Raw genomic sequence first — 26,152 nt, forward strand, 5'->3', positions numbered from 1 at the left:
GCCCCGGCCACAACCCCCGGTCGTGGCCGCCCCGTTCACGACTCGGGCCGCGACCTCGGCACCGTCACCGTCACCTTGAGGCCGTGCGGCTCGTGACGGGCGTACGCGATGGAGCCGCCGCCCGCCGACAGCAGCACCCGCGAGATGGACAGGCCGAGGCCCGAGCCCTTGATGTTCTGGTGCACCGCGCTGCGCCAGAAGCGGTCGCCGATGCGGGCCAGTTCCTCGTCGCTGAGGCCCGGACCGCGGTCGGTGACGACCACCGTCGAGACCTCGCCGTTCGACGCGACCGCCACCTCGACGTCCTCGCCCTCGGGCGTGAACTTCAGCGCGTTGTCGATCACCGCGTCCAGAGCGCTGGACAGGGTGACCGGGTCGGCCCAGGCGGTGGTGGCCGGGCAGGTGCCGGTGAGGCGTACTCCCCTGCTGTCGGCCAGTGGTGACCAGGACGCGACGCGCTCGGCCGCCAGCTCACCGATGTCGGTCAGCCGCAGGTCCGCCTCGGCGTGCTCCGCGAGCGCCAGGTCGAGCAGGTCGTCCAGGACCTCGGCGAGGCGCTTGCCCTCGGTGCGGACCGAAGCGATCTCCTCATTGTCCTCCGGCAGTTCGAGCGCGAGCAGTTCGATGCGCAGCAGCAGCGCCGAGAGCGGGTTGCGCAACTGGTGCGAGGCGTCGGCGACGAAGGCGCGCTGCTGCTCCAGGACGTCTTCGACGTTGTCCGCCATCTCGTTGAACGACCGGGCCAGGCGCCTGAGTTCCGGCGGACCGCCCGCGACCGCGACCCGCGACTTCAGCCGCCCGGTCGCGATGTCGTGGGTGGTGGCGTCGAGGACGCGTACGGGCTTGAGCACCCAGCCGGTCAGCCGCAGCGCCGCGCCGAGGGCGAGGAGCATCGCGGCGACCTCGCCCGCGCCGATGATCACCCAGCCGTGCAGGATCTTCGAACGCATCTGTCCGGTAGGCGAGTCGGTGACCACGACCGCGATGACGTCACCGTCCCGGATCACCGGGGACGCGACGACGAGCCGGTCGCGCTGCCACGGCCAGACCTGCTCCGGGTCGTGGCTGCGGCGGCCCAGGAGGGCCTCGTTGAAGGCCTCGCGCCCCTCGCCCTTCGCGACCACGTACCAGTTCTCGGGCGCGTTGGCCATGGGGGCGAGGTCGCGGTAGAAGACGCCGACACGGATGCCGTACACCTCGTAGTACGCGACGAGTTCCTTGCGCAGGGTCTCCCCGCGCTCGTCCGTCGTGCCCACTCGGGAGCCGCCGGCCGGCTGCTCGGTGACGAACTGCGCGAGGGCGGCGAAGCGTGCCGTGTCATCGATGCGGTCGACGACCACACGCTGTTGCTCGGCGGCCGCGACGCTCACGGCGAGCGGAATGCCGAGCGCGAGCAGCACGGCTGCCATCAGGACGATGAGCAGCGGAAGGAGGCGGGTGCGCACCGGTGCACGCTACGCCGTGGGAGCGACGAGCCGGTACCCCACGCCGCGCACGGTCTCGATCAGCGCCGGCATGCGCAGCTTGGAACGCAGGGACGCGACATGCACCTCCAGGGTGCGCCCGGTCCCCTCCCAACTGGTCCGCCACACCTCGCTGATGATCTGTTCCCGGCGGAAGACCACCCCGGGCCGCTGGGCGAGCAGCGCGAGCAGGTCGAACTCCTTGCGGGTCAGTTGGACCACCGAACCGTCGACGCTGACCTGCCGGGTGGGCAGTTCGATGCGGACAGGCCCGAGCCGCAGCGCGGTGTCCCCGGAGCCGGCGGTGTCGTCGGGGACGCTGCGTCGGCTGACGGCGTGGATACGGGCGAGCAGTTCCCCGGTGTCGTAGGGCTTCACCACGTAGTCGTCGGCGCCGAGGTTGAGGCCGTGGATCCGGGACCGTACGTCGGAGCGGGCGGTGACCATGATCACTGGAGTGCTGGTGCGTTTGCGGATCTTGCCGCAGACCTCGTAGCCGTCCTGGTCGGGCAGGCCCAGGTCGAGCAGGACCACACCGAAGCCGTCGCTCTCCGGAACCAGCGCCTGCAGGGCCTCCTCGCCGCTGCGGGCGTGCGTGACGTCGAAGCCGTGTCGCGCCAGCACCGCGGACAGGGCCGCCGCGACGTGGTTGTCGTCCTCGACGAGCAGCAGTCTCATTCCGGCCCCCTCCGGTTCATCGGTCGTACGGTCCGATCCTGTTGGATCGCGGCGCACACGCGTGTGCACCAAGGAAGTCACGCCGATGGATCACGACCGCGTCAAGAGGCTTCGGGTCGCGGAGGGCTTCCGTTACCCAGCCGGTACGCGGTCGGCACGCGGCCGCGCACCAACTGCTACGACACGTGTCCGATTGCTACCGGATCGTGATGCTCAAGTTCCGCTCAGATGTAATGACGCTGGTCGCACGGGGTCACTACTGTCCACCGAAACCGAGGAGGACGGAGCCCCAGAGCGATGACCGAAGTATCGGTGGCCAAGGATGCCGTGGCCGCGACCGAGGACCTGGTCGTCCTGAAGAGCGTCAACAAGCACTTCGGCGCGTTGCACGTGCTCCAGGACATCGACCTGACGATCGCGCGCGGCGAGGTCGTCGTGGTCATCGGGCCCTCAGGGTCCGGGAAGTCCACCCTGTGCCGCACCATCAACCGCCTGGAGACGATCGATTCGGGCGACATCACCATCGACGGCAAGCCGCTGCCCGACGAGGGCAAGGCACTGGCCCGGTTGCGGGCCGACGTGGGCATGGTCTTCCAGTCCTTCAACCTCTTCGCGCACAAGACGGTGCTCGAGAACGTGATGCTGGGTCAGATCAAGGTCCGCAAGGCCGACAAGAAGGCGGCCGAGGAGAAGGCCCGCGGACTGCTCGACCGGGTGGGCGTGGGCACCCAGGCGGACAAGTACCCGGCGCAGTTGTCGGGCGGTCAGCAGCAGCGGGTCGCGATCGCGCGGGCGCTGGCGATGGACCCCAAGGTCATGCTCTTCGACGAGCCGACCTCGGCGCTCGACCCCGAGATGATCAACGAGGTCCTGGAGGTCATGCAGCAGCTCGCGCGCGACGGCATGACGATGATCGTCGTCACCCATGAGATGGGCTTCGCTCGTTCGGCTGCCAACCGGGTGGTCTTCATGGCCGACGGTCGCATCGTCGAAGAGGCCGTGCCGGACCAGTTCTTCAGCAATCCCCGCAGCGACCGCGCCAAGGACTTCCTGTCGAAGATCCTTCACCACTGACGGCCTGCGCTTCTTCATCACTGAGGTTCGTTCCTGAACCGACGTTCATCGCTGACGTTCATCGCTTGCGTTCATCGCTGAAGCCCATGCCTGAAGACCTGCATCTCCTCCCCACCCAAAGGATGTTCACCATGAAGCTCCGTAAGGTCACCGCCGCCTCGGCCGTCGTGCTCGCACTCGCCGTGACCGCCACGGCGTGCGGTTCGGACGACAAGAAGGACAGCGACTCCTCCGGCGGCGGCAAGAAGATCACCATCGGTATCAAGTTCGACCAGCCGGGCATCGGCCAGAAGACGCCGCAGGGTTACTCGGGCTTCGACGTCGACGTCGCCACGTACGTCGCCGGGAAGCTCGGCTACAAGGCCGACCAGATCCAGTGGAAGGAGACGAAGAGCGCCGACCGCGAGAACGCGCTCTCGCGCGGTGACGTCGACTTCATCGCCGCCTCCTACTCGATCACCCCCGAGCGCCAGCAGAAGGTCGACTTCGCCGGCCCCTACCTGCTCGCCCACCAGGACGTGCTGATCCGCACCGACGACACCGCCATCAAGTCGCCGTCGGACCTCAACAGCAAGAAGCTGTGTTCCGTGACCGGTTCGACCTCGGCGCAGAACGTGCACGACAAGCTGGCGCCCAAGGCCCAGCTCCAGCAGTACCCGACGTACTCGGCCTGCCTGACGGGTCTGCAGAGCAAGGCGATCGACGCCCTGACGACGGACGACTCGATCCTCGCCGGCTACGCCTCGCAGGCCGCCTTCAAGGGCAAGTTCAAGCTCGGCGGCCTCAAGATGACCAACGAGAACTACGGCATCGGCATCAAGAAGGGCAGCGACCTCAAGGCCAAGATCAACACGGCTCTCGAGGCGATGGTGTCCGACGGTTCCTGGCAGAAGGCCGTGGACAAGAACTTCGGTCCGGCGGGCTACAAGAACGAGCCCGCCCCGAAGATCGGCAACATCGTCAGCTGATGTCGGGCCCGCCGGTGCGCCGCCCTCGGGGGCGGCGCACCCGGGCATCACCACACGCGGAAGCGCGGGAAATCGTGTTCGACTTTCTTCAAGGTTACGACCTGCTGGGAGCGTTCTGGATGACGGTGAAACTCACCGTCCTCTCAGCCGTCGGCTCCCTGATATGGGGAACCCTGCTGGCCGGCATGCGGGTCGGTCCGGTGCCTCTCATGCGCGGTTTCGGCACCGCCTACGTGAACATCGTGCGGAACATCCCGCTGACCGTGATCATCCTGTTCACCTCGCTGGGCCTCGACCAGACCCTGCGGGTGAGTCTCGGCTCGGACCAGGTCGACACGGTCAACTTCCGGCTGGCCGTGCTCGGTCTGATCGCCTACACCTCGGCCTTCGTCTGCGAGGCGCTGCGCTCCGGCATCAACACCGTGCCCGTCGGTCAGGCGGAGGCGGCCCGCGCCATCGGTCTGAACTTCACCCAGGTCCTGACCCTGGTCGTGCTTCCCCAGGCGTTCCGTTCGGTCGTCGGTCCGCTGACGAACGTGCTGATCGCCCTGACGAAGAACACCACGGTGGCGGCCGCGATCGGTGTCGCCGAAGCGGCCACCCTGATGAAGTCCATGATCGAGAACGAGGCCCAACTCATCGCGATCTCGGCCGTCTTCGCCTTCGGGTTCATGTGTCTGACGCTGCCGACCGGCCTCCTCCTCGGCTGGGTGGGCAAGAAGGTGGCGGTGAAGCGATGACGTCCGTCCTGTACGACACCCAGGGCCCCCGCGCCAAGCGGCGCAACATCCTCTACTCGGCGCTGTTCCTGGTCGCCTTCGCGGCCCTGTTGTGGTGGGTGATCACCAGCCTCAACGACAAGGACCAGCTCGCCTGGGAGAAGTGGAAGCCCTTCGTCCATGGCGAGGCCTGGAGCACGTACCTCTGGCCGGGGCTGCAGAACACCCTGAAGGCCGCGGCCCTCGCCATGGTCATCGCCCTGCCGCTCGGGGCCTTCTTCGGCATAGCCCGGCTCTCCGACCACGCCTGGATACGCATCCCGGCGGCCGCGATCGTGGAGTTCTTCCGCGCCATCCCGGTGCTGGTCCTCATGATCTTCGCCGACGCCGCGTACTCCGCGTACACGAACACCAGCTCGGACGACCGTCCGCTCTACGCGGTCATCACGGGACTGGTGCTCTACAACTCCTCGGTCCTCGCGGAAATCGTCCGCGCGGGCATCCTGTCGCTGCCCAAGGGGCAGTCCGAGGCGGCCATGGCCGTCGGTCTGCGCAAGAACCAGGTCATGCGGTTCATCCTGCTGCCGCAGGCGGTCACCGCGATGCTGCCGGCGATCGTCAGCCAGCTCGTCGTGATCGTGAAGGACACCGCGCTCGGCGGCGCGGTCCTCACCTTCCCCGAGCTGCTCGCCTCCGTCAGCCCGATGAGCGCGTACTACGGCGCGAACACCATCGCCAGCTTCACCGTCGTGGCCCTGATCTACATCGCGCTCAACTTCAGCCTCACGAGCTTCGCGAGCTGGCTGGAGGGTCGACTGCGGCGCGGCAAGAAGTCGACGGGCGTGGTGCTCGCGCCTGCCGCGGTCGGGGGCACGGAGTCGACCGGCGCGGGCGGCGTGGGCGGCGGCATCTCCATCTGACGGATCCTCACCCTTGGTCGGCGTCAACGGGGGCAGTGGCATGATCGCCACTGCCCTCGTCACTTGACGCAAGCACCGGCAATGGGTTGCATACGTTCTGTGATCGTGCACCCCGTTCCAACTGCCTGTTCCCGACCGTTCCTCAGGACACCGCTCCGGGCAGGGGGCCGCGCGCCGTGGACCCGGTGATCATCGTCGGCGCGGGGCCCGTGGGCCTCACGCTGGCCCTTGCGCTGGCCCGTCAGGAGGTCCCCTGCGTGGTCCTCGACGAGGGGCCGGGCAAGGACGAACAACGGCTCGCGCGGACGGTGGTGCTGCGCGAGGACACGGCCGCGCTCGTCGAGCGTCTGACGGGCCTGCCCCTCACCGATGCCGGTTTCCGTTGGGCCGGATGGCGGTCGATGCGGCGCAAGCAGGTGATGCGCGAGATCGACTTCGCCGCCCGGGCGTCCGACACGGACTCGCCGGACTTCAAAGCCGATGCGCACGGCGCGGTGAGCGGCGCCCGGGCCTTTGGGGGCGGCGCGGTAGGCGGCGCGCAGGCCTCTGGAGGCGGCGCGCACGGCTCGGGGATCGGCGCTCAGCGCTCCGAGGGGAGCGCTCGGGGCCCGAAGGGGAGCGCGCAGAACCTGAAAAGCGCCGGGCTCGGCCCGACCGCGGACGCGCAGGACTCCGAGGGCGCCGTCGCGCCCGCCCCGCTGCACCTCGCCCAGCACGCGCTGACCGGCGCTCTGCGCGAGGCCATCATCCACGAGCGGCTGATCAAGGTCGCCGTGGGCAGCCGCCTCGACTCGATCGAGCAGGAGTCCTCGGGCGTCACGGCACACACCCGCGGCCCCAACGGCACATGGTGGCGCGGCAGTTACCTGGTCGGCTGCGACGGACCGCGCTCGACCGTGCGCAAGCTCCAGGACATCCGCTTCCCCGGACGTACAGCCGTCGAACGATACGCCGTGGCGGCGCTGCGTACGGAACTTCCCTGGCCCGGCCAGGCGTTGCTGCACCGGATGCCTCCGTGGCGGACGTCGGGCCCCTCGAGCGGGGAGGTGACCGCGCGCCCCCTCGCCGACGACGTGTGGCGGCTGGACTGGCTGCTGCCGCCCGGCAAGGACCTGGTCACGCCCGACCTGCTGGTGGCGCGCATCCGCGAGACCCTCGCGGGCTGGAACGCGGGCTCCACACCCCCGTACGAGCTGCTCGACACCGGAGTCCACACCGTCCACCATCGCCTCGCCCGCCGCTGGCGGGCCGGCCGGGTCTTCCTCGCTGGGGATGCCGCGCACCTGCTCGGCGCGCTCGGCACCCAGGGCCTCGACGAGGGCCTGCGGGACGCCGACAACCTCGCCTGGAAGCTGGCGCTCGCCTGGCACCACGGCCCGCACGAGGCGCTGCTCGACAGTTACCAGGCGGAGCGGCGGGCCGTCGTCGCCGCCCGGCTGCGCGCCGCCGACCAGGCGCTGCCGCTGCTGCGCAGCGGCGGAGGCCTGCGCTCGTACGTCCCCGGGTCGGGCCGTGGCCACGACGCGCTGCTCACGGACGGCCACCTGGGACGCGGCCCGCTGGGTGCGCCGGGGACGTACGCCGACTCGCCGCTCGCGCCCGCGCACACCGAGTCGGAGACCCCGGTGGACACGGCACCCGGTGCGCCGGTCGTCGACGTACGCGTGACCGCGGAGGACGGCTCGTTCGTACAGCTGCGGGAGCGACTCGGTCGCGGGGTGCTGCTCGTCGTACTGATCGCTCCGGGTACGGGCGTGTGGGCGCGCAAGCACTGGGTGACGGCCGGGATCATGCCCCGGCTCGCGGCCGCCGTGACCGCGCTGCCGCACCGCGCCGAGCTGCTGGTCGCCGAGAGCTATCCCGGCGCGGCGGCACACACCGTGCTCCTGGTGCGCCCCGACGGCCACCTGGTCACCGCGCTGAGCGGGGTGCGCCCGGCCGACCTGTACGCGGCGGCCGAGACGACACTGGGCGGACCCGCCACGGCGGATGCGGAAGCGGAGACCGCGGCGAGTACGACCTGACGATCCTGGTGGTCCGGCCCGCCCCGGACCACCGGGCCCAGGTCGCCGAACCCGTCCGGAGGGGCGGAGCCAGGGCCATCACGGCACCCTCGGTCACCGGATGGTCCACATAGTGACAGTGAGTTGACCGGCCCGGACCGCCATGGTGTACTCCGGATCGTGACCGACACCTGTGTGCGCCTGTGGCGGAGGGTCCATATGGACCTCGTCCGCTATGCGGGCTGCGTGTGTCGCCCGTCCTGCTGAATTCGCAGCTCTTCTCTCCCCGCGCGCCGCCTCTGCCTGTCGGCTGCCGCGCGCGCCCACGCGAACGCCCAGGACGGTACCCGTGTCTGTGTCCACCCCCTCCACCACGCCTTCCTCCTCCGCATCGGTCCAGGCCCCCACCCAGGCCGACCTGTTCGACTTCGTGCGCCGCACCGCCGCCGACGCCGAGCTGATCGCTTCCCTCCCCCTCGATCCCGAGGGCCGCACCTGGGTGCGCCTGGAGGGCCCCGGTGGCAGCGAGGCCTGGCTCATCGGCTGGCCCCCCGGCACCGGGACCGGCTGGCACGACCACGCCGACTCGGTCGGCGCCTTCGTCGCCGCCGCGGGCGAGCTCAAGGAGTACTCGCTCGCCGCCCGCCTGCCCACCGACGGCTGGAGGACCCTCGAACTCTCCGAGGACGTCGACCGCGAACGTCGACTGCCGGCCGGCGAGGGTCGCTCCTTCGGCCGGCACCACGTGCACGAGGTGCTCAACGAGTCCACCGAGGAGCACGCGATCTCCGTCCACGCGTACTACCCGCCGTTGCCTCGGATCCGCCGCTACAGCCGCACGGGACAGGTGCTGCGCCTGGAGCACGTCGAGCGTCCGGAGGACTGGCAGTGAGCGCACCCCGCCCGGTGGGCATCGACACGTTGCTGGAACGGGTCCGCGAGGGACTCGACCGGGTGGAGGCCGAGGAGGCGTACTCCGCCGCGCAGGCCTGCGAAGCCCTCCTCGTCGACATCCGGTACGCCGCCCTGCGCGAGCGCGACGGACTGATCCCCGGCGCCCTCGTCGTCGAGCGCAACGAACTGGAGTGGCGGCTCGACCCCCAGGGCAGCCACCGCGTCCCGGAGGCCACGAGCCACGATCTGCGGGTCGTGGTGATCTGCAACGAGGGGTACGCATCCAGCCTCGCCGCCGTCTCCCTCCACCAGCTCGGACTGCACCGGGCGACCGACCTGGTCGGCGGCTTCCAGGCGTGGAAGGCGGCCGGTCTCCCGGTGATGGCCTAGCTGTGGGGCTCACGATCGCCGTGCGGCGGTACGTAACTCGGTCGCGGTACGTACTTGATGGGCGCCCCCTGATGTAAGGGGCGCCCACCATTGCGTACCGCCCCTTACTCCTTGGCCGTGGCCACCGTGACCGGGCGCACCCGCAACGCCACCCGGCCCGGCAACGCGGTGGCGACGAGCGCGAGCAGCCCGGCGAGCGCGACCACGGCGACGTACACCAGGGGCGTGACCGTCGGAGCCGCCTCGCCCGTCATGCCGACGCTGAACGCGGTGAGGACGGCGAGCGCGATTCCGCTGCCGAGCGCGGTGGCGAGCAGCAGGACCGAGAGCGCCTCCGTGCGCAGCATCCCCAGCACCTGGCGCCGGGTCGCCCCGGCGAGGCGCAGCAGCGCGAACTCGCGGACACGCTCCGAGACCGACATGGCCTGCGTGTTGACGACGGCGATGGCGGTGAAGGCCAGGACGAGCCCCATGGCGAGGTAGTTGACCTCGGCGTTCGCCTGCTGCCGTGCGGCCTGGATCGAGTCGGCGGCGGCCGGGGCGAGGACGTGGATCCCCGGGAACTCACGGAGGGTAGTCGCGAGTTGTGTCTGTGTACGGGCGGTGCTGACGAGGACGGAGGTCGCGAGCGGGTTGTCCACATGGCGGGCGATCAGGTCATGGGCGAAGGTGAGGTCGCCGAAGCCGAGGCCCTTGGCGTAGACGGCCACCACGGTCGGCGTGGCGGGTGTTCCGTCGCCGAGCGTGAGTTTCAGGGGACTGCCGGGCTTCAGGTGGAGCTGGTCGGCGGCGAGTTCGCTGACGGCGACGGTGTCCTCGGTGAGCTTCTTCAGGGAGCCGGCGGTGACGTCCGGGTCCCAGGTGCGGGTGAGGCCCCCGGGTGTGACGCCCTGCGCCGCGTACTTGTCGAGTCCCACCCGGACGGTCGTACGGACCACTTCGGTGACGGTGTCGTGATGCGCACGCAGCCGCCGTGCGGCCTCGGCCGGTACGCCGGGGCCCTGGGCGGCCACCACCCAGTCGGCGCGGATGCCCTCGCGGGCCTGGGCGCGGGCCGCGTTGCCCAGGGTCGGCTGGACGAAGAGAACGGTGCAGGTCATGCCGATGAGGAGGGTCAGAGGAGTGACGACGGAGGCCATCCGGGCGGCATGGCCACGGAGGTTGGCACGCGCCAGCCGACTGCTGGGTCCGGTCAGCGCGAGCGGACCTCCGAGTACGGCCACGGCCGCCCTGACCAGCAGCGGACCGAGCAGCGCGACGGAGGAGGCGAGGACCACGACGGCCAGGAAGGTCACGGGAGTCGAGGCGGGTTCCGTGCGCAGGACACTGAGCACGGCGACGAGGACGGCACCACCGGCGAGCAGGGCGACACCCGCGAGGATCCGTCCCCACGCCGGGCGGGTGCGCTCGGCCCTGGCTTCGGCGAGCGCCTCGGCCGGGCGGATCCGGGCGATCCGGCGCGAGGAGATACGGGCGGCGGCCCAGGCGCCGAGCAGTGTCGCGGCGAGCGCGGCGAACGGCGGGAAGACGCTCACGGTGTGCTGAAGCGTGGCCGGCACGGCGCCCATGGCCACGAACCGGCCGTGCAGCCAACTGCCCAGTGGCAGCCCCGCGAGCGCGCCGGTGGTACCCGCGGCGGCCCCGACGATCAGTGCCTCACGGCCGAGGAGCGCCCGGATCTGGCCCGACGTGGCGGCGATGGCGCGCAGCAGGGCGAGTTCGCGATGGCGCTGCTGCACGGAGAGTGCGAAGGTCCCGACCACCACGAGGACGGCCACGAGCAGTGAGGTGCCGCCCATCGCACCGCCCATGCTCACCAGCTTCGTACGCGCGGCGGCCGCGTCCAGGAACTCCACGGGCCCTCGGCCGTCACCGGCGCTGACCTGCGCGGTCGTACCGTGCGACGCCTTGGTTCCGTGCAGCGCCGTGCTGACCGATCGCTTCAGCGCGGCCGCGTCCGTGCCCTTGGCGGGAAGCACCCCGAAGGCGGTGACCTGTCCGGGGTGGGCGGCGAGGCGGCGGGCCTCGGCGGTGGAGAAGAAGAGGGCGGTCTGATGCCGCACCTCCTGGGCGGGGGCGGCTATTCCGGTCACCCGGTAGGTCCGCGGGCTCTGCGTCGACTGGACGGTGAGCCGGTCGCCGGGCTCGAGATGGGCGCGCTCGGCGAGACGGCGGTCGACGACGAGATCACCGTCGGCCTTGGGGGCGGTGCCGGTGGTGAGGGTGTACGGGGTCAGCGCGGCGGAGTCCCAGGCGTGCCCGTAGGCGGGCCGGTCCTTGTCGACGGCTCCGCCGGGTGCCAAGGGCTCGGCCAGGAAGGTCAGTTCGGGGATGACCTCATGTACGCCGGGCGCTTTCCGGAGCTCGGTGGCGAGGTCGCCCGGGAGCCAGGCCCGTTCGGCGATCGGCTTGGCCTTGTGTTTGACCTTGGTCTTGCCCTTCTTGTGTTTGACGGTGGTCTGGTGGACGTTCTGGTCGGCGGAGACCACGACGGGCGTGGCGGCATACCGTTCGGTGGCGATCGTGCCGCGCAGGCCCGTCTCCAGGAGGGTGCCGCAGGCGGTGATGAGAGCGGCCGCGCACATCAGGGCGAAGAAGGCACCGAGGAAGCCGCCTTTGCGGGCTCGGACGGTCTGCAGGGCGTAACGCAGCATCATGAGGGTTCGCTCCCTGGTCTGTCGTGGGGTGCCGGGCGGTTCTCGGGCACGGCGTCGGGGGCCGGGAAGGCGAGGAACCGGGTGAGCACGGTGCGGGCGCCGGGCGGGGTATCGGCCTCGGGGCGCTTGTAGCGGTTGAGGAGCGCGATGTACTCCTCGAAGAACGCGCGGAGTTCGGGGAGCGTCAGCCGGATGCTGCCGCGCGAGTAGGGGAAGGCGTCGACCCAGGGATCGGCTTCGCCCACCTCCCCGTCCACGCCCCGCGTCCGTAGCTGCCTCTGCGCCTGCATCTGCAGCTGCATCTGCTCGAAGAGTTCGAGGTCGGCGGCGTACGCGTGGTGGTTCAGCTCGTCCATGACGAGCCGCATCTCGGGGCTCTGCCGACTGCGCGGCGGGAAGCGGCGGTCCCCGGGGACGGCCCGCCACCAGCGCTCCCTGCCGTGGACGCCCGCCTCAGCCGGTCGGTCCACTTCCTCCACGAAGCCGTACCGAGCGAGCTCACGCAGGTGGTAGCTGGTGGCTCCGGTGTTGAGCCCGAGCGCCCGGGCCAGCGTTGCCGAGGTGGCGGGGCCGCGCACGGTGAGGTGCTGAAGCATGCGCTGCCGACGGGGCTGCGCGAGGGCCTTGAGCGTGGCGAGGTCGGAGAGCTCGGTGGGGCCACGCGAAGTCTCCTCGCCCCGCCTCACCAAGGGTTCCGCGCCGGGTTCCTGTGCCATGCGTACACAATCCTCTGTGCACAGACACCTGTGCATTGCGGCAACCCGGCGTCTCCCTCCGGGGGGTAACCCCACCCTCACGAAGGGGAGTTGGACAATCCTGGGTCGGGCGGGGGTGGGGAGACGGGAGAAGGGGAGAGTCAGAGGTCGGGTTCAGGGCCGGGTTCCAGACCGGCGCCGGGGCCGGGGAGAAACCGGGGGCGGATCGAGGCCGGGCCGGTTCGACGCCGGGGTCGAAGTCGGGGCGACACCGCGGGCGGATCGAGGCCGAGCCAGGTTCGAGGCCGGAGTCGGGATCAGGGCCGAAGTCGGGATCGGAATCGCGTTCGAGGGTGCAGGCGAAGACAGGAGACACCTAGCCCGGGGACCCGGATCAACATCGAGACCTGGGGCCGGACGCACGCACAGGTCATCGCCCCGAACAGATGCCGCTCTGCTACCGAGCCGCCCCTCGATCCCCCCTGAGTTCTCCCATCCACGGCCTTACGGACTCAGCCCCTCGGACCGCGCCCCCTCGACCTCGGAGACCCGTCGCCCCCTCAACGCGATCGGCACCCCGCGCGCCCACCGCAGTCAGTCCCCGTGTCCCCTCTGAGCCCAACCGTCAGGCCGCCCACCCGCGTACACCGAGTTCAGATCCCAGCTACCAGGCCCGCCCCCGACCCAGGCCCCAAGGCTCAAAACCCCTCGTCCCCCAAGCCCTCCGTGTCCTCCCCCTCTTCCTCCAGCGCCTGGCGAACCACGCGCAGCGCCATGCCCTCGGAGTAGCCCTTGCGGGCGAGCATGCCCGCAAGGCGTCGCAGCCGCTTGTCGCGGTCTAGGCCTCGCGTGGAGCGGAGCTTGCGCGCGACGAGCTCACGCGCCGTCGTCTCTTCCTGCTCGGAGTCGAGCTGCCCGACGGCCTCGTCGATCAGTGTCGAGTCCACGCCCTTGGTCCGCAGCTCCCGCGCGAGCGCCCGCCTGGCCAGACCCCGGCCGTGGTGCCGGGACTCCACCCAAGCGTCCGCGAAGGCACCGTCGTTGATCAGCCCGACCTCCTCGAACCGTGACAGCACCTCGTCCGCCACATCGTCGGGGATCTCACGCTTGCGCAACGCGTCCGCGAGCTGTTTCCGCGTGCGCGGGGTCCCGGTGAGCAGGCGCAGACAGATCGCCCGCGCCCGCTCAGCCGGGTCCCCTGGGGGCTCCCCCTTCTCGGCCCTCGACGAGGAAGGAGTGCCTCCGTCCTGTGGGTCGTCGGACGGCTCACCGAAACCGCCGCGCCTCCGACGTCCTCGTCCCCCTCGCGGCCCCCCGTCGCCGCGCCGCCCACCGCCACGGCGCGATCCACCGCCCGGAGAATCGTGACCGTCCGTCAGACCGTCGCCTTCGCCGTAGCCCGTCGGACCGTCACCGCCGTACGGATCCCCGCCGTGGAACCCCTCGGGGCCATACGTGTCACCGGAGTACGCGGAGGAGCCGCCATACGTCTCGTCCCCGTACGGCCCGTCCCCGCCGTGCGCTCTTTCACCGTCTCCGGCCGAGTCGCCGTTCCCCCCGTGCCCCTGCCCCCGCGGGGGGACGGGGTAGGCGTACTCGGCCCAGTCGGTTCGTCGCGTCATGGACTAGCTCTTGGCCGCCGCGGCCTTGGACTTGGTGGTCTTGGCCGCCGGAGCGGGCACCGTCTTCGCGGCCTCGTCCGATGCGGTCGAGACCGCCGCGTCCGCGCCCGGCTCGGCGGTGGGCTCCACCGGCCTCACACCGACGCCCAGCTTCTCCAGGATCTTCTTCTCGATCTCGTTGGCGAGGTCGGGGTTGTCCTTCAGGAAGTTGCGCGCGTTCTCCTTGCCCTGGCCGAGCTGGTCGCCCTCGTACGTGTACCAGGCACCGGCCTTGCGGACGAAGCCGTGCTCCACGCCCATGTCGATCAGGCCGCCCTCGCGGCTGATGCCGTGCCCGTAGAGGATGTCGAACTCGGCCTGCTTGAAGGGTGGCGCGACCTTGTTCTTGACGACCTTGACGCGGGTGCGGTTGCCGACCGCGTCGGTGCCGTCCTTCAGCGTCTCGATGCGGCGGATGTCGAGTCGCACCGAGGCGTAGAACTTCAGCGCCCGGCCACCCGTCGTGGTCTCCGGGGAGCCGAACATCACGCCGATCTTCTCGCGCAGCTGGTTGATGAAGATCGCGGTGGTCTTCGACTGGTTGAGCGCGCTGGTGATCTTCCGCAGGGCCTGGCTCATCAGACGGGCCTGCAGACCCACGTGCGAGTCGCCCATCTCGCCCTCGATCTCCGCGCGCGGCACCAGGGCGGCGACGGAGTCGATGACGATCAGGTCGAGCGCGCCTGAGCGGACGAGCATGTCCACGATTTCCAGCGCCTGCTCGCCGTTGTCCGGCTGGGACAGGATCAGGTTGTCGATGTCGACACCGAGCTTCTTCGCGTACTCGGGGTCGAGGGCGTGCTCGGCGTCCACGAAGGCCACCTGGCCGCCGGCCTTCTGCGCGTTCGCCACCGCGTGCAGCGTCAGCGTCGTCTTACCGGAGGACTCCGGGCCGTACACCTCCACCACTCGGCCGCGCGGCAGGCCGCCGACACCGAGGGCCACGTCGAGCGCGGTCGACCCGGTGGGGATGACCTCGATGGGCTCGTTCGGCCGCTCACCCAGGCGCATCACCGCGCCCTTGCCGAATTGCCGTTCAATCTGTGCGAGCGCGGCGTCGAGCGCCTTCTCGCGGTCCGTACCTGCCATGGGTTCCACCCGGTTTGCTTGAGTCGATCGCTTCACGTCAAAGACGCTAACGCCTGCCACTGACAATGCGCCTCGACGCCCGTCCAGCCTGTGGATAACTCGGGTACATCTCTGTGAAAACCCTGCCGAAATCCCCGCCGAGAGCCCAGCCGGAGATTCCATAAGAATGGATGTTCGATTTTGGTGTCAAGCGCACCACGCGGGCACCACGCGGCACCTCCGAGCCTACGTTCGCGGACCGACAACGGCCGGGGTCCCCGCCTACTCCACGGGGCGTACCACCGGATTCTTCGGCCGTACGACGACCTCGGGGCCCTGGCCGTCGAAGCTTGGACCTCATGGAGAGCCGCAGCGGAACCCCCGCTCCCGCCGTGACCACCGCCGTCGCCCCACCGGCACGACCGTCTCCGGTGCGCCCCGTGTGGCGTGGGGCGTGGCGCGGAGTGCGTCCCACCGAACGGCTCTGCCACATGACCGGCGCCGTGCTGGTGCTCTCCGGGCTGGCGCACCTGGTCGTCTTCACCGTGGACGGCGGCCCCTGGGACGGCCCCGTCTCCTGGCGCAAGCCCGTCACGTTCGGGCTCTCCTTCGGACTGACACTGATCGCGATCACGTGGGTCACGTCGTATCTGCGGGCCGGAACGCGTCTGCGCTCGGCGCTGCTCGTCGTGTTCGCCGCCGACTGTGTCGTGGAGGTGGGCGGAATCACCCTTCAGGCGTGGCGCCGGGTGCCCTCGCACCTCAACATGGAGACCGGCTTCGACACGGCGGTGTCGATGACGCTCGCGGTGGGCGGCGGGGTTCTCGTGATGCTGCTCACCGTGTTCGCGGTGGCCTCCTTCCGGAACCGGCCCACGGGCCCCCTGGGGATGCCGCTCGCGCTGCGCTCCGGGTTCGCGATCCTGCTCGTCGCGCTGGCGTCGGGCGCCGCGATGATCGCGCGCGGGGTCGTCCTCACCCGCACCGGTCACCAGGAGGCGGCGTACCACTCGACGGCCCCGCTCAAGCCGTTGCACGGAGTGAGCCTGCACGCCGTGCTGGTCCTGCCCGCGCTGGCCTGGCTGCTGTCGCACACTCCATGGAGCGACCGGACACGGCGGCGGGTCGTCCACGCGGCGGTCGGCTGCTACGCGGCGGCGGTCCTGGGCGCCGGAGTGTGGGCGGCCCTCACCTGGTGAACCCTGGTGAACCTCATCGACCTCAGCGGCCGAGCAGCCCCCGCAGGCGGGCGCGGAAGGAGGGCGACCTCCTGGTCCGGTGACCGTGCACCCGGGGGTCGTCCGTGACGTCGTACCGCTTCACATAGGCCCCCAGGAAGGCCTGGAGGGTGGCGACCGCGGGGATGGCGATCAGGGCGCCGACGGCCCCGAGGAGGGCGGTGCCCGCGATGACCGAGCCGAAGGCGACCGCGGGGTGGATGTCCACGGTCTTGGCGGTCAGCTTGGGCTGCAGCACGTAGTTCTCGAACTGCTGGTAGACCACGACGAAGATCAGTACCCACAACGCGTACCAGGGGTCGATGGTGAAGGCGATCAGCATCGGCAGGGCGCCGGCGAGATACGTGCCGATGGTGGGGATGAACTGCGAGACCAGACCCACCCAGACCGCGAGCACGGGAGCGTAGGGCACGCCCAGGGCCTGCAGCAGGATGTAGTGCGCGATGCCCGAGATCAGCGCCATCAGACCGCGCGAGTACAGATAGCCACCGGTCTTGTCGACGGCTATCTCCCACGCGCGCAGCACCTCGGCCTGTCGCGCGGGCGGCAGCACGGAGCACAACGCGCGCCGCAGCCGGGGCCCGTCGGCCGCGAAGTAGAACGAGAACAGCGTGATCGTCAGCAGCTTGAAGAGACCGCCGAGCACCTGCGCGGACACGTCCAGGACGCCGGTCGCGCTGTTCTGCACGTACTTCCGCAGCCAGTCGGAGTGCACCAGGCTGTCCTGGACGTCCACCCGTCTCACGTGGGTGTGGAAACTCGAGTTGATCCAGTTGATCACCGAGTCCAGGTACTCGGGAAAGCCCTCGATCATCTTGATGATCTGACCCGCGAGCATCGAGCCGAGCAACGTGATGAACCCGGCTGTCGCGATCAGCAGACCGAAGAAGACGAGGAAGGTGGCCAGCCCCCGGCGCATACCGTACGAGGCCATCCAGCTCACCGCGGGCTCGATGGCGAGCGCCAGGAAGAACGCGATCAGAATGTTGATCAACAGCCCGATGAGCTGGTGGAACGCCCAACTGCCCAGTTGGAACAGGGCGACGAGGGTGAGCGCTAGCACCATCGCGCGCGGCAGCCAGCGCGGCATGCGCGCGCCCTGCCCGGGGGCGTCCCCGCCCGGGGGCGGAGTGGGCGGCGTCGTGCCGAAGGGGGATGTCTGCTGGTCGACCTGCGCGGTCTCGTCTGTCGGGGCCACGGGGCAAGTCTCGCCCACTCCACCGACAATCTGTGCCCGGCCCCGGATCTTCGGGGTCCGTCAGCGGTTTTCGTACGGAACGTTCATGGTCGCGCACACCACGCGCCACACGTCCTTGGCCTCCCAGCCGGCGTTCAGCGCCTCGTGCACGGTCCGTCCACCGAGGTCCGTCATCACATGATCGCGCGCGAAGGTGTCGGCGTACGCCTCACCGAAGTGATCCGCCATCCGCTGCCAGAAGACCGTCAACCGCATGACTCCAGTATCCCGCCCCTGAGAGTGGGCCCGAGCCGGGACCCCTTGCCGAGACCGCTTTCCGTCCTACGGTCTGAGACATGGCCGAATCAGGAGCATCCCCACTCCCCCCGACGCCCCCGGCGCACACCCCGCTCTCGCGCGCCGAGCACTTCATCTGGCTCACCGCACGCGTGCTGGAGCAGCGCCGTTTCGCGTACCACTTCCTGAACAGCGACGTCGGCGCCGCCGACGCGGTGGAGACCGCGCTGGCCGCCTACCACAACGACGACGAGGGATACGGTCACGCGCTCGAACCCGATCTCCGCGGCCCGGTCAGCCAGCCGCTGCACACCGAGCACGCGCTGCGCGTCCTCGACTCGATCGGGCGGTGCGGCGGACAGCGCGTGGAGCGCGTGTGCCGCTACTTGACCTCGGTGTCGACGGCAGACGGCGCACTGCCGGCGATCCATCCCAGTCAGCGTGGCTATCCGCACGCTCCTTTCGTGCCCGTCGTCGACGACCCACCGAGTGAACTCCTTGCCACCGGGCCCGTGGTGGGCCTGCTGCACCGCAACGAGGTGTGGCACGCCTGGCTGTTCCGGGCCACCGACTTCTGCTGGCGGGCGGTCGAGTCCCTGGACAAGTCCCACCCGTACGAGATCGAGGCGGCCGTGGCCTTCCTGGACTCCGCCCCCGACCGCCCGCGCGCGGAGGCCGCCGCCGACCGGCTGGGCCGCCTGGTGCGCGAGCACCGGCTCGCGGCACTGGACCCGGCGCACCTGGAGGCGTTTCCGGTGGCACCCGGATACGCGCCGGACGAGCACCACTTCCCGCACGACTACGCGAAGACCCCGGGGTCGCTCGCGCGCGCATGGTTCACCGACGAGGAGATGGCGCGCTCGCTCGACTTCCTGGCGGGCGAGCAGCGTGAGGACGGCGGCTGGCCGATCCGCTGGCGCCAGTGGGCACCGGGTACCGCCCTGGAGTGCCGCCCCATGGTGACGATCGAGGCCCTGCGCACCTTACGGGCGTACGGGCGGCCCATCGGCTGAGCGACCGCGCCGGTTCCCGGCCCGCACACACGTGTGCGGGCCGTCCGTGTACCGGGCGTCAGCCTGTCAGCGCCCGCGCTCCCGCCGTCACGACCACGGCCGCGCCGATCACGAGCAGGAAGGGGGCGCGCAGGAGCAGGGCGACGGCGGCCGCGGCGAGTCCTGCGACCTTCGCGTCCACGACCAGGACGCGCCCGTCGGCGAAGGTCTGCTGAGCCGTGAGCGCGGCCAGGAGGGCGACGGGCAGCAGGGCGGCGAGGCGCTTGACGAGCGGCCGCTCCAGGACGCCGACGGGGACCAGCAGGCCGATGAGCTTGACGGCGTAGCAGCCGACGGCGGTCGCCCCGATCGCGATCCAGATGTTCAACGGTCGTCCCTTGGTGCGTCGTTGTCGGCCTTCATACGACCGGCGGGCTTCGGAGCGCGTCGCCCCTCTACGTAGAGGGCGGCGGGAGCGGCCAGCGCCGCCACCAGGACGGGGACTCCGGCGGGCAGCACAGGCAGCAGACCGAGCCCCAGAAGAACCGCGGCACCGGCGACCGCGCGCTCCGTGGTGGTCTTCAGCATCGGTGCGAGCAGCGCGAGGAAGACGGCGGGCCCGGCGGCGTCCAGCCCCCACGCGTCGGTGTCCCCGATGGCCTCGGCCCCCACGGCGCCCAGCAGCGTGGTGAGGTTCCACAGCACGTACAGGGTGAGCCCGGTGACGGTGAAGCCGATCCGGACACTGCGGCGGGTGGGCTGGGCGAGCGCGACGGCCGTGGTCTCGTCGATGACCCACTGCGCGGCGAACGGGCGTACCGCGCGCGGGAGGGCCAGCAGTTGTGACAGCCGCAGTCCGTAGAACGCGTTGCGCACACCGAGGAAGAATGCGCCCGCGGCCGCCGTGAGCGGATTGCCGCCGCCTGCGAGCGCGCCCACGAGCGCGAACTGCGAGGCACCGGTGAACACCAGGAGGCTGAGCGCGCAGGTCTGCAGCACGGTGAGCCCGCTGCCGGCCGAGGTCACTCCGAAGGCGAAACCGGACAATCCGACGGCGACCCCGACTCCCAGGGCGTCCCGGACGACGGCCGCGTCGGGTTTTCCGCCGCCTTCTTCACTGCGTATGTCTGCGAGAGCTGTCTGTTCTGCCACACCCCGGACGGTAGGTACGGCCGCCCGTCGCCGTCTTGTACGTTCTTGCGCTCGCGCTGGTAGGCGCCCGGAGGCACGCCCACGATCCGGGTGAAGTGACGGTTGAGGTGGGGCTGGTCGGTGAAGCCGACAGCGACGGCCGCCTCGGCGGGCGCGGAACCGGCGTCCAGGAGGTGGCGTGCCCGGCGTACCCGGGCGTCGGTCAGCCAGGTGTGGGGCGGCATGCCGTAGGTCTCACGGAACGCGCGCAGCAGGGCGAACGAGCTGGTGCCGAGGTCGGCGGCGAGCCGTTCCAGGGTCGGAGGCTCGGCCATCCGCTCCTCCAGCACGGCACGCGCGCGTGCGGCGACACGGGCGCCCGCGGTGTGCACACCCCGCTGCGGCAGCGGACCCCCGTTCAGACGCAGCAGCCGGGTCACCGCGACCCGTAGCAGCGTGTCGGCCGCGAGCGCGTTGCCCTCCTCGGCAGCCCGAAGCACTTCGTGAACCAGACCCGCCGCGTACGGATCGTCGAGCACGGGGCTGACGAATCCGGGGGTTCCACGCATCGTGGTGGTCTCCGCGGCGATCTCCGCCACCAGCTCGGGCGAGGGGTACACCGCCCCGTACCGCCAGCCCTCGGGAACACCCGCCCGCCCCGTGTGCGGGGTGTCGGGGTTGACCAGCGCGAGCGCCCCCGGACCCGCGTACTGGTCGGCGCCGCCGTGGTGGAAGACCTCGACACCGTCGGATATGGCGGCGATCACGAAGTTCTCATGGGTGTGCCGCACAAAGATCTTCTCGACGAACCGCGCCCGCAACAGATCGACACCCGGCAGCTCCGCGTACCGCCAGTGCCGCGCCCGCTCCTGCCCTGAACCTGTCACGCCTCCATTCTCCGCCACTTCTCCGCCACGCCCTCGCCGAGGGGCCACGGAAGGCACTCCCACCAGCCCGCGGCCGCGCACTCGCGGAAGGGGACGGGGACGGGGCGGGGGTGTCCGCCCGCAGCGGCTGGCGCGTCAACGCCGCCAAGTCGGTGATCGACCGATTCCGCGCCCGACCGAGGACGGATACCCCCGGCCCGGCCCCGACCCACCACCGCCAGAAGGCGCATCGCCCCCAGCGGACGCGTTCTCGCAGGTCAAAGCGATTGTCAGTGGCCGGGTGCAGGATGGACGCATGGTCAGCTCCGCACACCGAGCCCTGGACGGCTTCTCACCCGCGACCCGCGGCTGGTTCACGGGGGCCTTCTCCGCGCCCACTGCGGCACAGGCCGGCGCGTGGAAGGCCATCGGCGAGGGCTCGGACGTGCTGGTGGTCGCCCCGACCGGCTCCGGCAAGACCCTGGCCGCGTTCCTCGCCGCGCTCGACCAGCTGGCCTCGACCCCGCCCCCGGCCGACCCCAGGAAGCGCTGCCGGGTGCTGTACGTATCACCGCTCAAGGCCCTCGCGGTGGACGTGGAGCGGAATCTGCGCAGCCCGCTGACCGGCATCCGGCAGGAGTCGGTGCGCCTCGGGCTGCCCGAGCCCGAGGTGAAGGTCGGCATCCGCTCCGGCGACACCCCCGCCGCCGAGCGCCGCGCGCTGGCCACCCGCCCCCCGGACATCCTGATCACGACCCCCGAGTCGCTGTTCCTGATGCTGACGTCGGCGACGCGCGACGCGCTGACCGGTATCGAGACGGTGATCCTGGACGAGGTGCACGCGGTCGCGGGCACCAAGCGCGGCGCCCATCTCGCGCTCACCCTGGAGCGCCTGGACGAGCTGCTGCCCAAGCCTGCGCGCCGCATCGGCCTCTCCGCGACGGTGCGTCCGGTGGACGAGGTGGCGCGCTATCTCTCGCCCCGCCGCAAGGTGGAGATCGTCCAACCGCCGTCGGGCAAGGAATTCGACCTCTCCGTGGTCGTCCCGGTCGAGGACCTGGGCGAGTTGGGCGGCTCCCCGGTCGCCGACGGCAACGAGGGCGCGGAGAAGCCCTCCATCTGGCCTCATGTCGAGGAGCGGATCGCCGACCTCGTCCAGTCCCACCGCTCCACGATCGTGTTCGCCAACTCCCGCCGCCTGGCGGAGCGCCTGTGCAACCGGCTGAACGAGATCGCGTACGAGCGGGCGACGGGTGAGCCCCTGGCAGAGGCGCACGCCCCGGCCCAGCTGATGGGGGGCTCCGGCGCGGCCCAGGGGGCGCCGCCCGTCATCGCGCGGGCCCACCACGGCTCGGTGTCCAAGGAGCAGCGGGCGCTGGTCGAGGAGGACCTGAAGGCGGGGCGCCTGCCCGCCGTGGTCGCCACCTCCAGCCTCGAACTCGGCATCGACATGGGCGCGGTCGACCTCGTCGTCCAGGTCGAGTCACCGCCCTCCGTGGCGTCCGGCCTCCAGCGCGTGGGCCGCGCGGGCCACCAGGTCGGCGCGGTGTCCACCGGCGTCGTCTTCCCCAAGTACCGCGGCGACCTGGTCCAGGCGGCGGTGGTCACCGAGCGGATGCGCACCGGCTCCATCGAGTCCCTGCGGGTCCCCGCCAACCCCTTGGACGTGCTGGCGCAGCAGCTCGTGGCCATGACCGCACTCGACGCCTGGCAGGTCGACGACCTGCTCGCCACGGTCCGCCGGGCGGCGCCCTTCGCCTCGCTGCCCGAGTCGGCGTTCACGGCCGTGCTCGACATGCTCGCGGGCCGCTATCCGTCCGACGCCTTCGCGGAGCTCAGGCCCCGCGTGGTGTGGGACCGCGTCGCGGGTACGATCACGGGCCGCCCCGGCGCTCAGCGCCTCGCCGTCACCTCCGGCGGGACCATCCCCGACCGCGGGCTGTTCGGGGTCTTCCTCGCGGGATCCGACCCCAAGAAGGGCGGCGGCCGGGTCGGTGAGCTCGACGAGGAGATGGTCTACGAGTCCCGCGTCGGGGACGTCTTCACGCTCGGCACGAGTTCCTGGCGCATCGAGGACATCACCCGCGACCGCGTCCTGGTCTCCCCCGCCCCCGGTGTCCCGGGCCGGCTCCCCTTCTGGAAGGGCGACCAGCTCGGCCGCCCTCTCGAGCTCGGCCGGGCGGTCGGCGCGTTCCTCCGCGAGGTGGGGTCGCTCCCCAAGGACGACGCCCGTCTGCGGCTGCTGGCCGCGGGACTGGACGCCTGGGCCGCCGACAACGTGCTGTCGTACCTCACCGAGCAGCGCGAGGCGTGCGGGCACGTCCCGGACGACCGCACGATCGTCGTCGAGCGGTTCCGTGACGAGCTGGGCGACTGGCGGGTGGTCGTGCACTCCCCCTTCGGCGCCCAGGTGCACGCCCCCTGGGCGCTCGCGCTGGGCGCCCGGCTCGCCGAGCGCTACGGCATGGACGCCCAGGTCATGCACGCCGACGACGGCATCGTCCTGCGCCTGCCCGACGCCGACGTGATGGGCCTGGACCTGCTCGACCAGGAGCCCATGAAGCTGGGCACGGAGTACGACACGGAGCAGGCGCCCGTCGGCGCGGCGGACGTCGCCTTCGACAAGGGCGAGGTCGACCAGATCGTCACCGACCAGGTGGGCGGTTCGGCGCTGTTCGCGGCCCGGTTCCGCGAGTGCGCGGCCCGCGCGCTGCTGCTGCCGCGCCGCAGCCCGGGAAAGCGCACCCCGCTGTGGCAGCAGCGGCAGCGCGCCGCCCAACTGCTCCAGGTGGCCAGCGAGTTCGGATCGTTCCCGATCGTCCTGGAGGCGGTCCGCGAATGCCTCCAGGACGTCTTCGACGTCCCCGGGCTCACCGAGCTGATGGGCGACATCGAGTCCCGCAAGGTGCGGCTCGTCGAGGTCACCACGCCCGAGCCCTCCCCCTTCGCCCGCTCCCTCCTGTTCGGATACGTCGCCCAGTTCCTGTACGAGGGCGACTCCCCGCTCGCCGAGCGGCGCGCCGCCGCCCTGTCCCTGGACTCCCGCCTGCTGGCCGAGCTCCTGGGCCAGGCCGAGCTGCGCGAGCTGCTCGACGCCGAGGTCCTGGCCGAGCTGGAGCGGGAGCTCCAGTGGCTCACCGAGGACCGCCGGGTCAAGGACGCCGAAGGCGTCGCCGACCTGCTGCGCCTGCTGGGCCCGCTCACGGATGCCGACCTGGCCGAGCGCGGCGCCGAACCGCGGTGGGCCGAGGAGCTGGCGGCCGCCCGCCGCGCCATCAAGGTCCGTATCGCCGGCGCCGACCACTGGGCGGCCATCGAGGACGCCGGCCGCCTGCGGGACGCTTTGGGCACGGCGCTGCCCGTCGGCGTCCCCGAGGCCTTCACGGAGCCGGTCAAGGACCCGCTCGGCGACCTCCTCGCACGCTACGCACGCACCCACGGCCCGTTCACCTCCACCACCGCCGCCGCCCGCTTCGGTCTCGGCACGGCCGTCACGGACGGAGCACTGCAACGCCTCGCGGCGAACGGTCGCGTCGTCCAGGGGGAGTTCCATCCGGCGGGCATCGGCCAGGAGTGGTGCGACGCGGCCGTGCTGCGCAGACTGCGGCGGCGTTCGCTCGCGGCCCTGCGCCACGAGTTGGAGCCGGTGCCGCCCGCCGCGCTCGCACAGTTCCTGCCGCAGTGGCAGCACGTCGACAGCGGGCACGGGCTGCGCGGCATCGACGGACTGGTGCGCGCCATCGAGCAGTTGCAGGGCGCCTCGGTGCCCGCCTCGGCCCTGGAGAAGCTGGTGCTGCCCTCCCGCGTCTCCGGTTACGCCCCCGCGCTGCTCGACGAACTCACGGCCGCCGGAGAGGTGGTCTGGGCCGGGGCCGGCGCGCTGCCGGGCAAGGACGGCTGGGTCTCGCTCTATCTCGCGGACGCGGCTCCGCTGCTCCTCCCGCACCCGCGCCCCCTGGAGCTGACCGCCCTGCACCAGTCGGTGCTGGACGCCCTCTCCGGGGGCTACGGCCTGTTCTTCCGTCAGATCGCCGACCAGGTCCGCGCCACCACCCACCCCGACGCCACCGATCCCCAACTCGCCGACACGATCTGGGACCTGGCCTGGTCCGGTCGGCTCACGAACGACACGCTCGCACCGATGCGCGCGCTCCTGGGTTCGGGTCGCACCGCCGGGTCCACGGCACACCGCGCCAAACGCACGGTCCCGCGCGGCCGCTACGGCTCCCTGACCGGCGCCGCACGCCCCCAGTCCCGTACGGGCCCGCCGACGGTGGCCGGCCGCTGGTCGCTGCTGCCCGCCCGTGAGCCCGACGCCACCGTGCGCGCCCACGCCCTGGCCCGCACACTGCTCGACCGGCACGGCGTGGTGACCCGGGGCGCCGTCGCCGCGGAAGGGGTCGAGGGCGGCTTCTCCGCCGTCTACCGCATCCTGTCCGCGTTCGAGGACAGCGGCCAGGCCCGCCGGGGTTACGTGGTGGAAGGACTGGGCGCCGCCCAGTTCGCGATGGACGGAGCGGTGGACCGCCTGCGCGCGGCGGCGAACGCACGGGACCGGGGCGAATCCCTGACCGCCCAGGACCCCCGGGGCTTCCCGGGGGACACCTTCCCGGGGCCGCCCGGTTTCCGAGCCACCCCCGGTTTTCCGAACACCCCCGACCGCCCCCGCACCAACGGTTTCCCCGACGGCCGCGACCCCGCGCACACCCACGCCTTCCCCGACGACCTCGACCTCGACCTCGACGCGACGAGTCCCCTGGGTTTCCCCGAGACCGAGGACTCCGCCTTCGCCGACGGCCACGGCTTCGCGAGCGACCCCGCGCTCTCCCCCAACCGGTTCCGCGCCCGTTCCTCGTCCCGGGCCACCTCCCAAGCCGTGATCCTGGCCGCCGCCGACCCCGCGAACGCGTACGGCGCGGCCCTTTCCTGGCCCGAGCCCCCCACCGGCGCCGGGCACAAGCCGGGCCGTAAGGCGGGCTCCCTGGTGGTGCTCGTCGACGGCGAGCTGACGCTGTACATGGAGCGCGGCGGCAAGACCCTGCTGGCCTGGCCCTCGGACCCGGACGGCTCGGTCATGGAGGACGCCCGTCTGCGTGCCGCCGCCGAAGCCCTCGCCGCGGCCGCCCGCGCGGGCTCCCTCGGCACGGTCACGGTGGAGCGCGTCAACGGCGCCTCCGCCCTGACATCCCCGTTCGGCACCCTCCTGGAAGGCGCCGGCTTCATCGCGACCCCCCGCGGCCTGCGCCTGCGCGCCTGAGCAC

Annotated in this window: 22 protein-coding genes; 11 read left to right on the forward strand and 11 right to left on the reverse strand. The window is 71.3% G+C overall.

The window, feature by feature from the left end; translation table 11 throughout:
- Nucleotides 1-35: 35 nt before the first annotated feature.
- Together ACZ7M3_RS45090 and ACZ7M3_RS45095 are read right to left on the reverse strand one after the other, a co-directional pair.
- Nucleotides 36-1,445, reverse strand: coding sequence for a sensor histidine kinase (locus ACZ7M3_RS45090; protein WP_472071648.1), 1,410 nt, complete (start codon nucleotides 1,443-1,445; stop codon nucleotides 36-38).
- A 9-nt stretch (nucleotides 1,446-1,454) separates the two neighbouring features.
- Nucleotides 1,455-2,141, reverse strand: a complete 687-nt coding sequence (locus ACZ7M3_RS45095) for a response regulator transcription factor (RefSeq protein ID WP_095852248.1) — start codon at nucleotides 2,139-2,141, stop codon at nucleotides 1,455-1,457.
- Between the two features lie 297 nt (nucleotides 2,142-2,438).
- On the opposite strand from ACZ7M3_RS45095, the gene ACZ7M3_RS45100 reads away from it, so the two are divergent.
- From ACZ7M3_RS45100 to ACZ7M3_RS45135, 8 genes are all read left to right on the forward strand, one after another.
- A complete protein-coding gene (locus ACZ7M3_RS45100) occupies nucleotides 2,439-3,215 on the forward strand; it encodes an amino acid ABC transporter ATP-binding protein (RefSeq protein ID WP_261688864.1) in 777 nt (258 codons plus the stop codon).
- 131 nt (nucleotides 3,216-3,346) lie between these two features.
- Complete coding sequence (locus ACZ7M3_RS45105; protein ID WP_472071650.1) at nucleotides 3,347-4,183, forward strand: glutamate ABC transporter substrate-binding protein; 837 nt, start codon at nucleotides 3,347-3,349, stop codon at nucleotides 4,181-4,183.
- A gap of 74 nt (nucleotides 4,184-4,257) precedes the next feature.
- Entirely contained in the window at nucleotides 4,258-4,923 is a 666-nt protein-coding gene (locus tag ACZ7M3_RS45110) for an amino acid ABC transporter permease (protein ID WP_355309396.1), read from the forward strand.
- Nucleotides 4,920-5,822, forward strand: a complete 903-nt coding sequence (locus tag ACZ7M3_RS45115; RefSeq protein WP_472071652.1) for an amino acid ABC transporter permease — start codon at nucleotides 4,920-4,922, stop codon at nucleotides 5,820-5,822. Before ACZ7M3_RS45110 ends, ACZ7M3_RS45115 begins: the two co-directional genes overlap by 4 nt.
- A 176-nt stretch (nucleotides 5,823-5,998) precedes the next feature.
- The gene (locus ACZ7M3_RS45120) at nucleotides 5,999-7,846 is read left to right on the forward strand and encodes an FAD-dependent monooxygenase (protein WP_472071654.1); all 1,848 of its coding nucleotides are present in this window, start codon (nucleotides 5,999-6,001) and stop codon (nucleotides 7,844-7,846) included.
- Nucleotides 7,847-8,020: 174 nt separating this feature from the next.
- The gene (locus tag ACZ7M3_RS45125; protein ID WP_309544753.1) at nucleotides 8,021-8,092 is read left to right on the forward strand and encodes a putative leader peptide; all 72 of its coding nucleotides are present in this window, start codon (nucleotides 8,021-8,023) and stop codon (nucleotides 8,090-8,092) included.
- A gap of 88 nt (nucleotides 8,093-8,180) precedes the next feature.
- Nucleotides 8,181-8,717 carry a cupin domain-containing protein gene (locus tag ACZ7M3_RS45130; RefSeq protein WP_472071689.1) on the forward strand — a complete coding sequence of 179 codons (537 nt, stop codon included), beginning with the start codon at nucleotides 8,181-8,183 and terminating at the stop codon, nucleotides 8,715-8,717.
- Nucleotides 8,714-9,109, forward strand: a complete 396-nt coding sequence (locus ACZ7M3_RS45135; RefSeq protein WP_472071656.1) for a rhodanese-like domain-containing protein — start codon at nucleotides 8,714-8,716, stop codon at nucleotides 9,107-9,109. The genes ACZ7M3_RS45130 and ACZ7M3_RS45135 overlap by 4 nt, the downstream gene beginning before the upstream one ends.
- A gap of 104 nt (nucleotides 9,110-9,213) precedes the next feature.
- Here ACZ7M3_RS45135 and ACZ7M3_RS45140 read toward each other — a convergent pair whose 3' ends face one another.
- The 4 genes from ACZ7M3_RS45140 to recA all read right to left on the reverse strand — a co-directional run bounded on the left by ACZ7M3_RS45140 (nucleotide 9,214) and on the right by recA (nucleotide 15,211).
- Nucleotides 9,214-11,766, reverse strand: coding sequence for an FtsX-like permease family protein (locus tag ACZ7M3_RS45140; protein ID WP_472071658.1), 2,553 nt, complete (start codon nucleotides 11,764-11,766; stop codon nucleotides 9,214-9,216).
- A complete protein-coding gene (locus tag ACZ7M3_RS45145; protein WP_472071660.1) occupies nucleotides 11,763-12,482 on the reverse strand; it encodes a helix-turn-helix domain-containing protein in 720 nt (239 codons plus the stop codon). The genes ACZ7M3_RS45140 and ACZ7M3_RS45145 overlap by 4 nt, the downstream gene beginning before the upstream one ends.
- A gap of 677 nt (nucleotides 12,483-13,159) precedes the next feature.
- Nucleotides 13,160-14,083 (reverse strand): recombination regulator RecX, encoded by a 924-nt coding sequence (recX, locus tag ACZ7M3_RS45150; RefSeq protein WP_472071662.1) that lies wholly within the window; start codon nucleotides 14,081-14,083, stop codon nucleotides 13,160-13,162.
- A 3-nt stretch (nucleotides 14,084-14,086) separates the two neighbouring features.
- Nucleotides 14,087-15,211, reverse strand: coding sequence for a recombinase RecA (recA, locus tag ACZ7M3_RS45155; protein WP_075030673.1), 1,125 nt, complete (start codon nucleotides 15,209-15,211; stop codon nucleotides 14,087-14,089).
- A gap of 338 nt (nucleotides 15,212-15,549) precedes the next feature.
- On the opposite strand from recA, the gene ACZ7M3_RS45160 reads away from it, so the two are divergent.
- Nucleotides 15,550-16,389 carry a hypothetical protein gene (locus tag ACZ7M3_RS45160; RefSeq protein WP_472071664.1) on the forward strand — a complete coding sequence of 280 codons (840 nt, stop codon included), beginning with the start codon at nucleotides 15,550-15,552 and terminating at the stop codon, nucleotides 16,387-16,389.
- A gap of 22 nt (nucleotides 16,390-16,411) precedes the next feature.
- On the opposite strand, the gene ACZ7M3_RS45165 is transcribed toward ACZ7M3_RS45160, so the two are convergent.
- Entirely contained in the window at nucleotides 16,412-17,626 is a 1,215-nt protein-coding gene (locus ACZ7M3_RS45165; RefSeq protein WP_261688872.1) for an AI-2E family transporter, read from the reverse strand.
- A gap of 60 nt (nucleotides 17,627-17,686) precedes the next feature.
- Nucleotides 17,687-17,881 carry a DUF3046 domain-containing protein gene (locus ACZ7M3_RS45170; protein ID WP_095852261.1) on the reverse strand — a complete coding sequence of 65 codons (195 nt, stop codon included), beginning with the start codon at nucleotides 17,879-17,881 and terminating at the stop codon, nucleotides 17,687-17,689.
- 80 nt (nucleotides 17,882-17,961) lie between these two features.
- On the opposite strand from ACZ7M3_RS45170, the gene ACZ7M3_RS45175 reads away from it, so the two are divergent.
- The gene (locus ACZ7M3_RS45175; protein WP_472071666.1) at nucleotides 17,962-18,915 is read left to right on the forward strand and encodes a hypothetical protein; all 954 of its coding nucleotides are present in this window, start codon (nucleotides 17,962-17,964) and stop codon (nucleotides 18,913-18,915) included.
- Nucleotides 18,916-18,973: 58 nt separating this feature from the next.
- Here the strand turns inward: ACZ7M3_RS45175 and ACZ7M3_RS45180 are convergent, their stop codons facing one another.
- From ACZ7M3_RS45180 to ACZ7M3_RS45190, 3 genes are read right to left on the reverse strand one after another with little or no spacing between them, the layout of a single operon-like run.
- Nucleotides 18,974-19,282, reverse strand: coding sequence for an AzlD domain-containing protein (locus tag ACZ7M3_RS45180; RefSeq protein WP_095852263.1), 309 nt, complete (start codon nucleotides 19,280-19,282; stop codon nucleotides 18,974-18,976).
- Nucleotides 19,279-20,019, reverse strand: coding sequence for an AzlC family ABC transporter permease (locus ACZ7M3_RS45185; protein ID WP_472071691.1), 741 nt, complete (start codon nucleotides 20,017-20,019; stop codon nucleotides 19,279-19,281). The genes ACZ7M3_RS45180 and ACZ7M3_RS45185 overlap by 4 nt, the downstream gene beginning before the upstream one ends.
- Nucleotides 19,917-20,912, reverse strand: coding sequence for an AraC family transcriptional regulator (locus tag ACZ7M3_RS45190; RefSeq protein ID WP_472071668.1), 996 nt, complete (start codon nucleotides 20,910-20,912; stop codon nucleotides 19,917-19,919). The genes ACZ7M3_RS45185 and ACZ7M3_RS45190 overlap by 103 nt, the downstream gene beginning before the upstream one ends.
- Nucleotides 20,913-21,207: 295 nt before the next feature.
- Between ACZ7M3_RS45190 and ACZ7M3_RS45195 the strand changes: the two genes are divergently transcribed.
- Nucleotides 21,208-26,148, forward strand: coding sequence for an ATP-dependent helicase (locus ACZ7M3_RS45195; protein WP_472071670.1), 4,941 nt, complete (start codon nucleotides 21,208-21,210; stop codon nucleotides 26,146-26,148).
- Nucleotides 26,149-26,152 lie beyond the last annotated feature (4 nt).

The organism is Streptomyces sp. NPDC111656, from assembly GCF_055656965.1.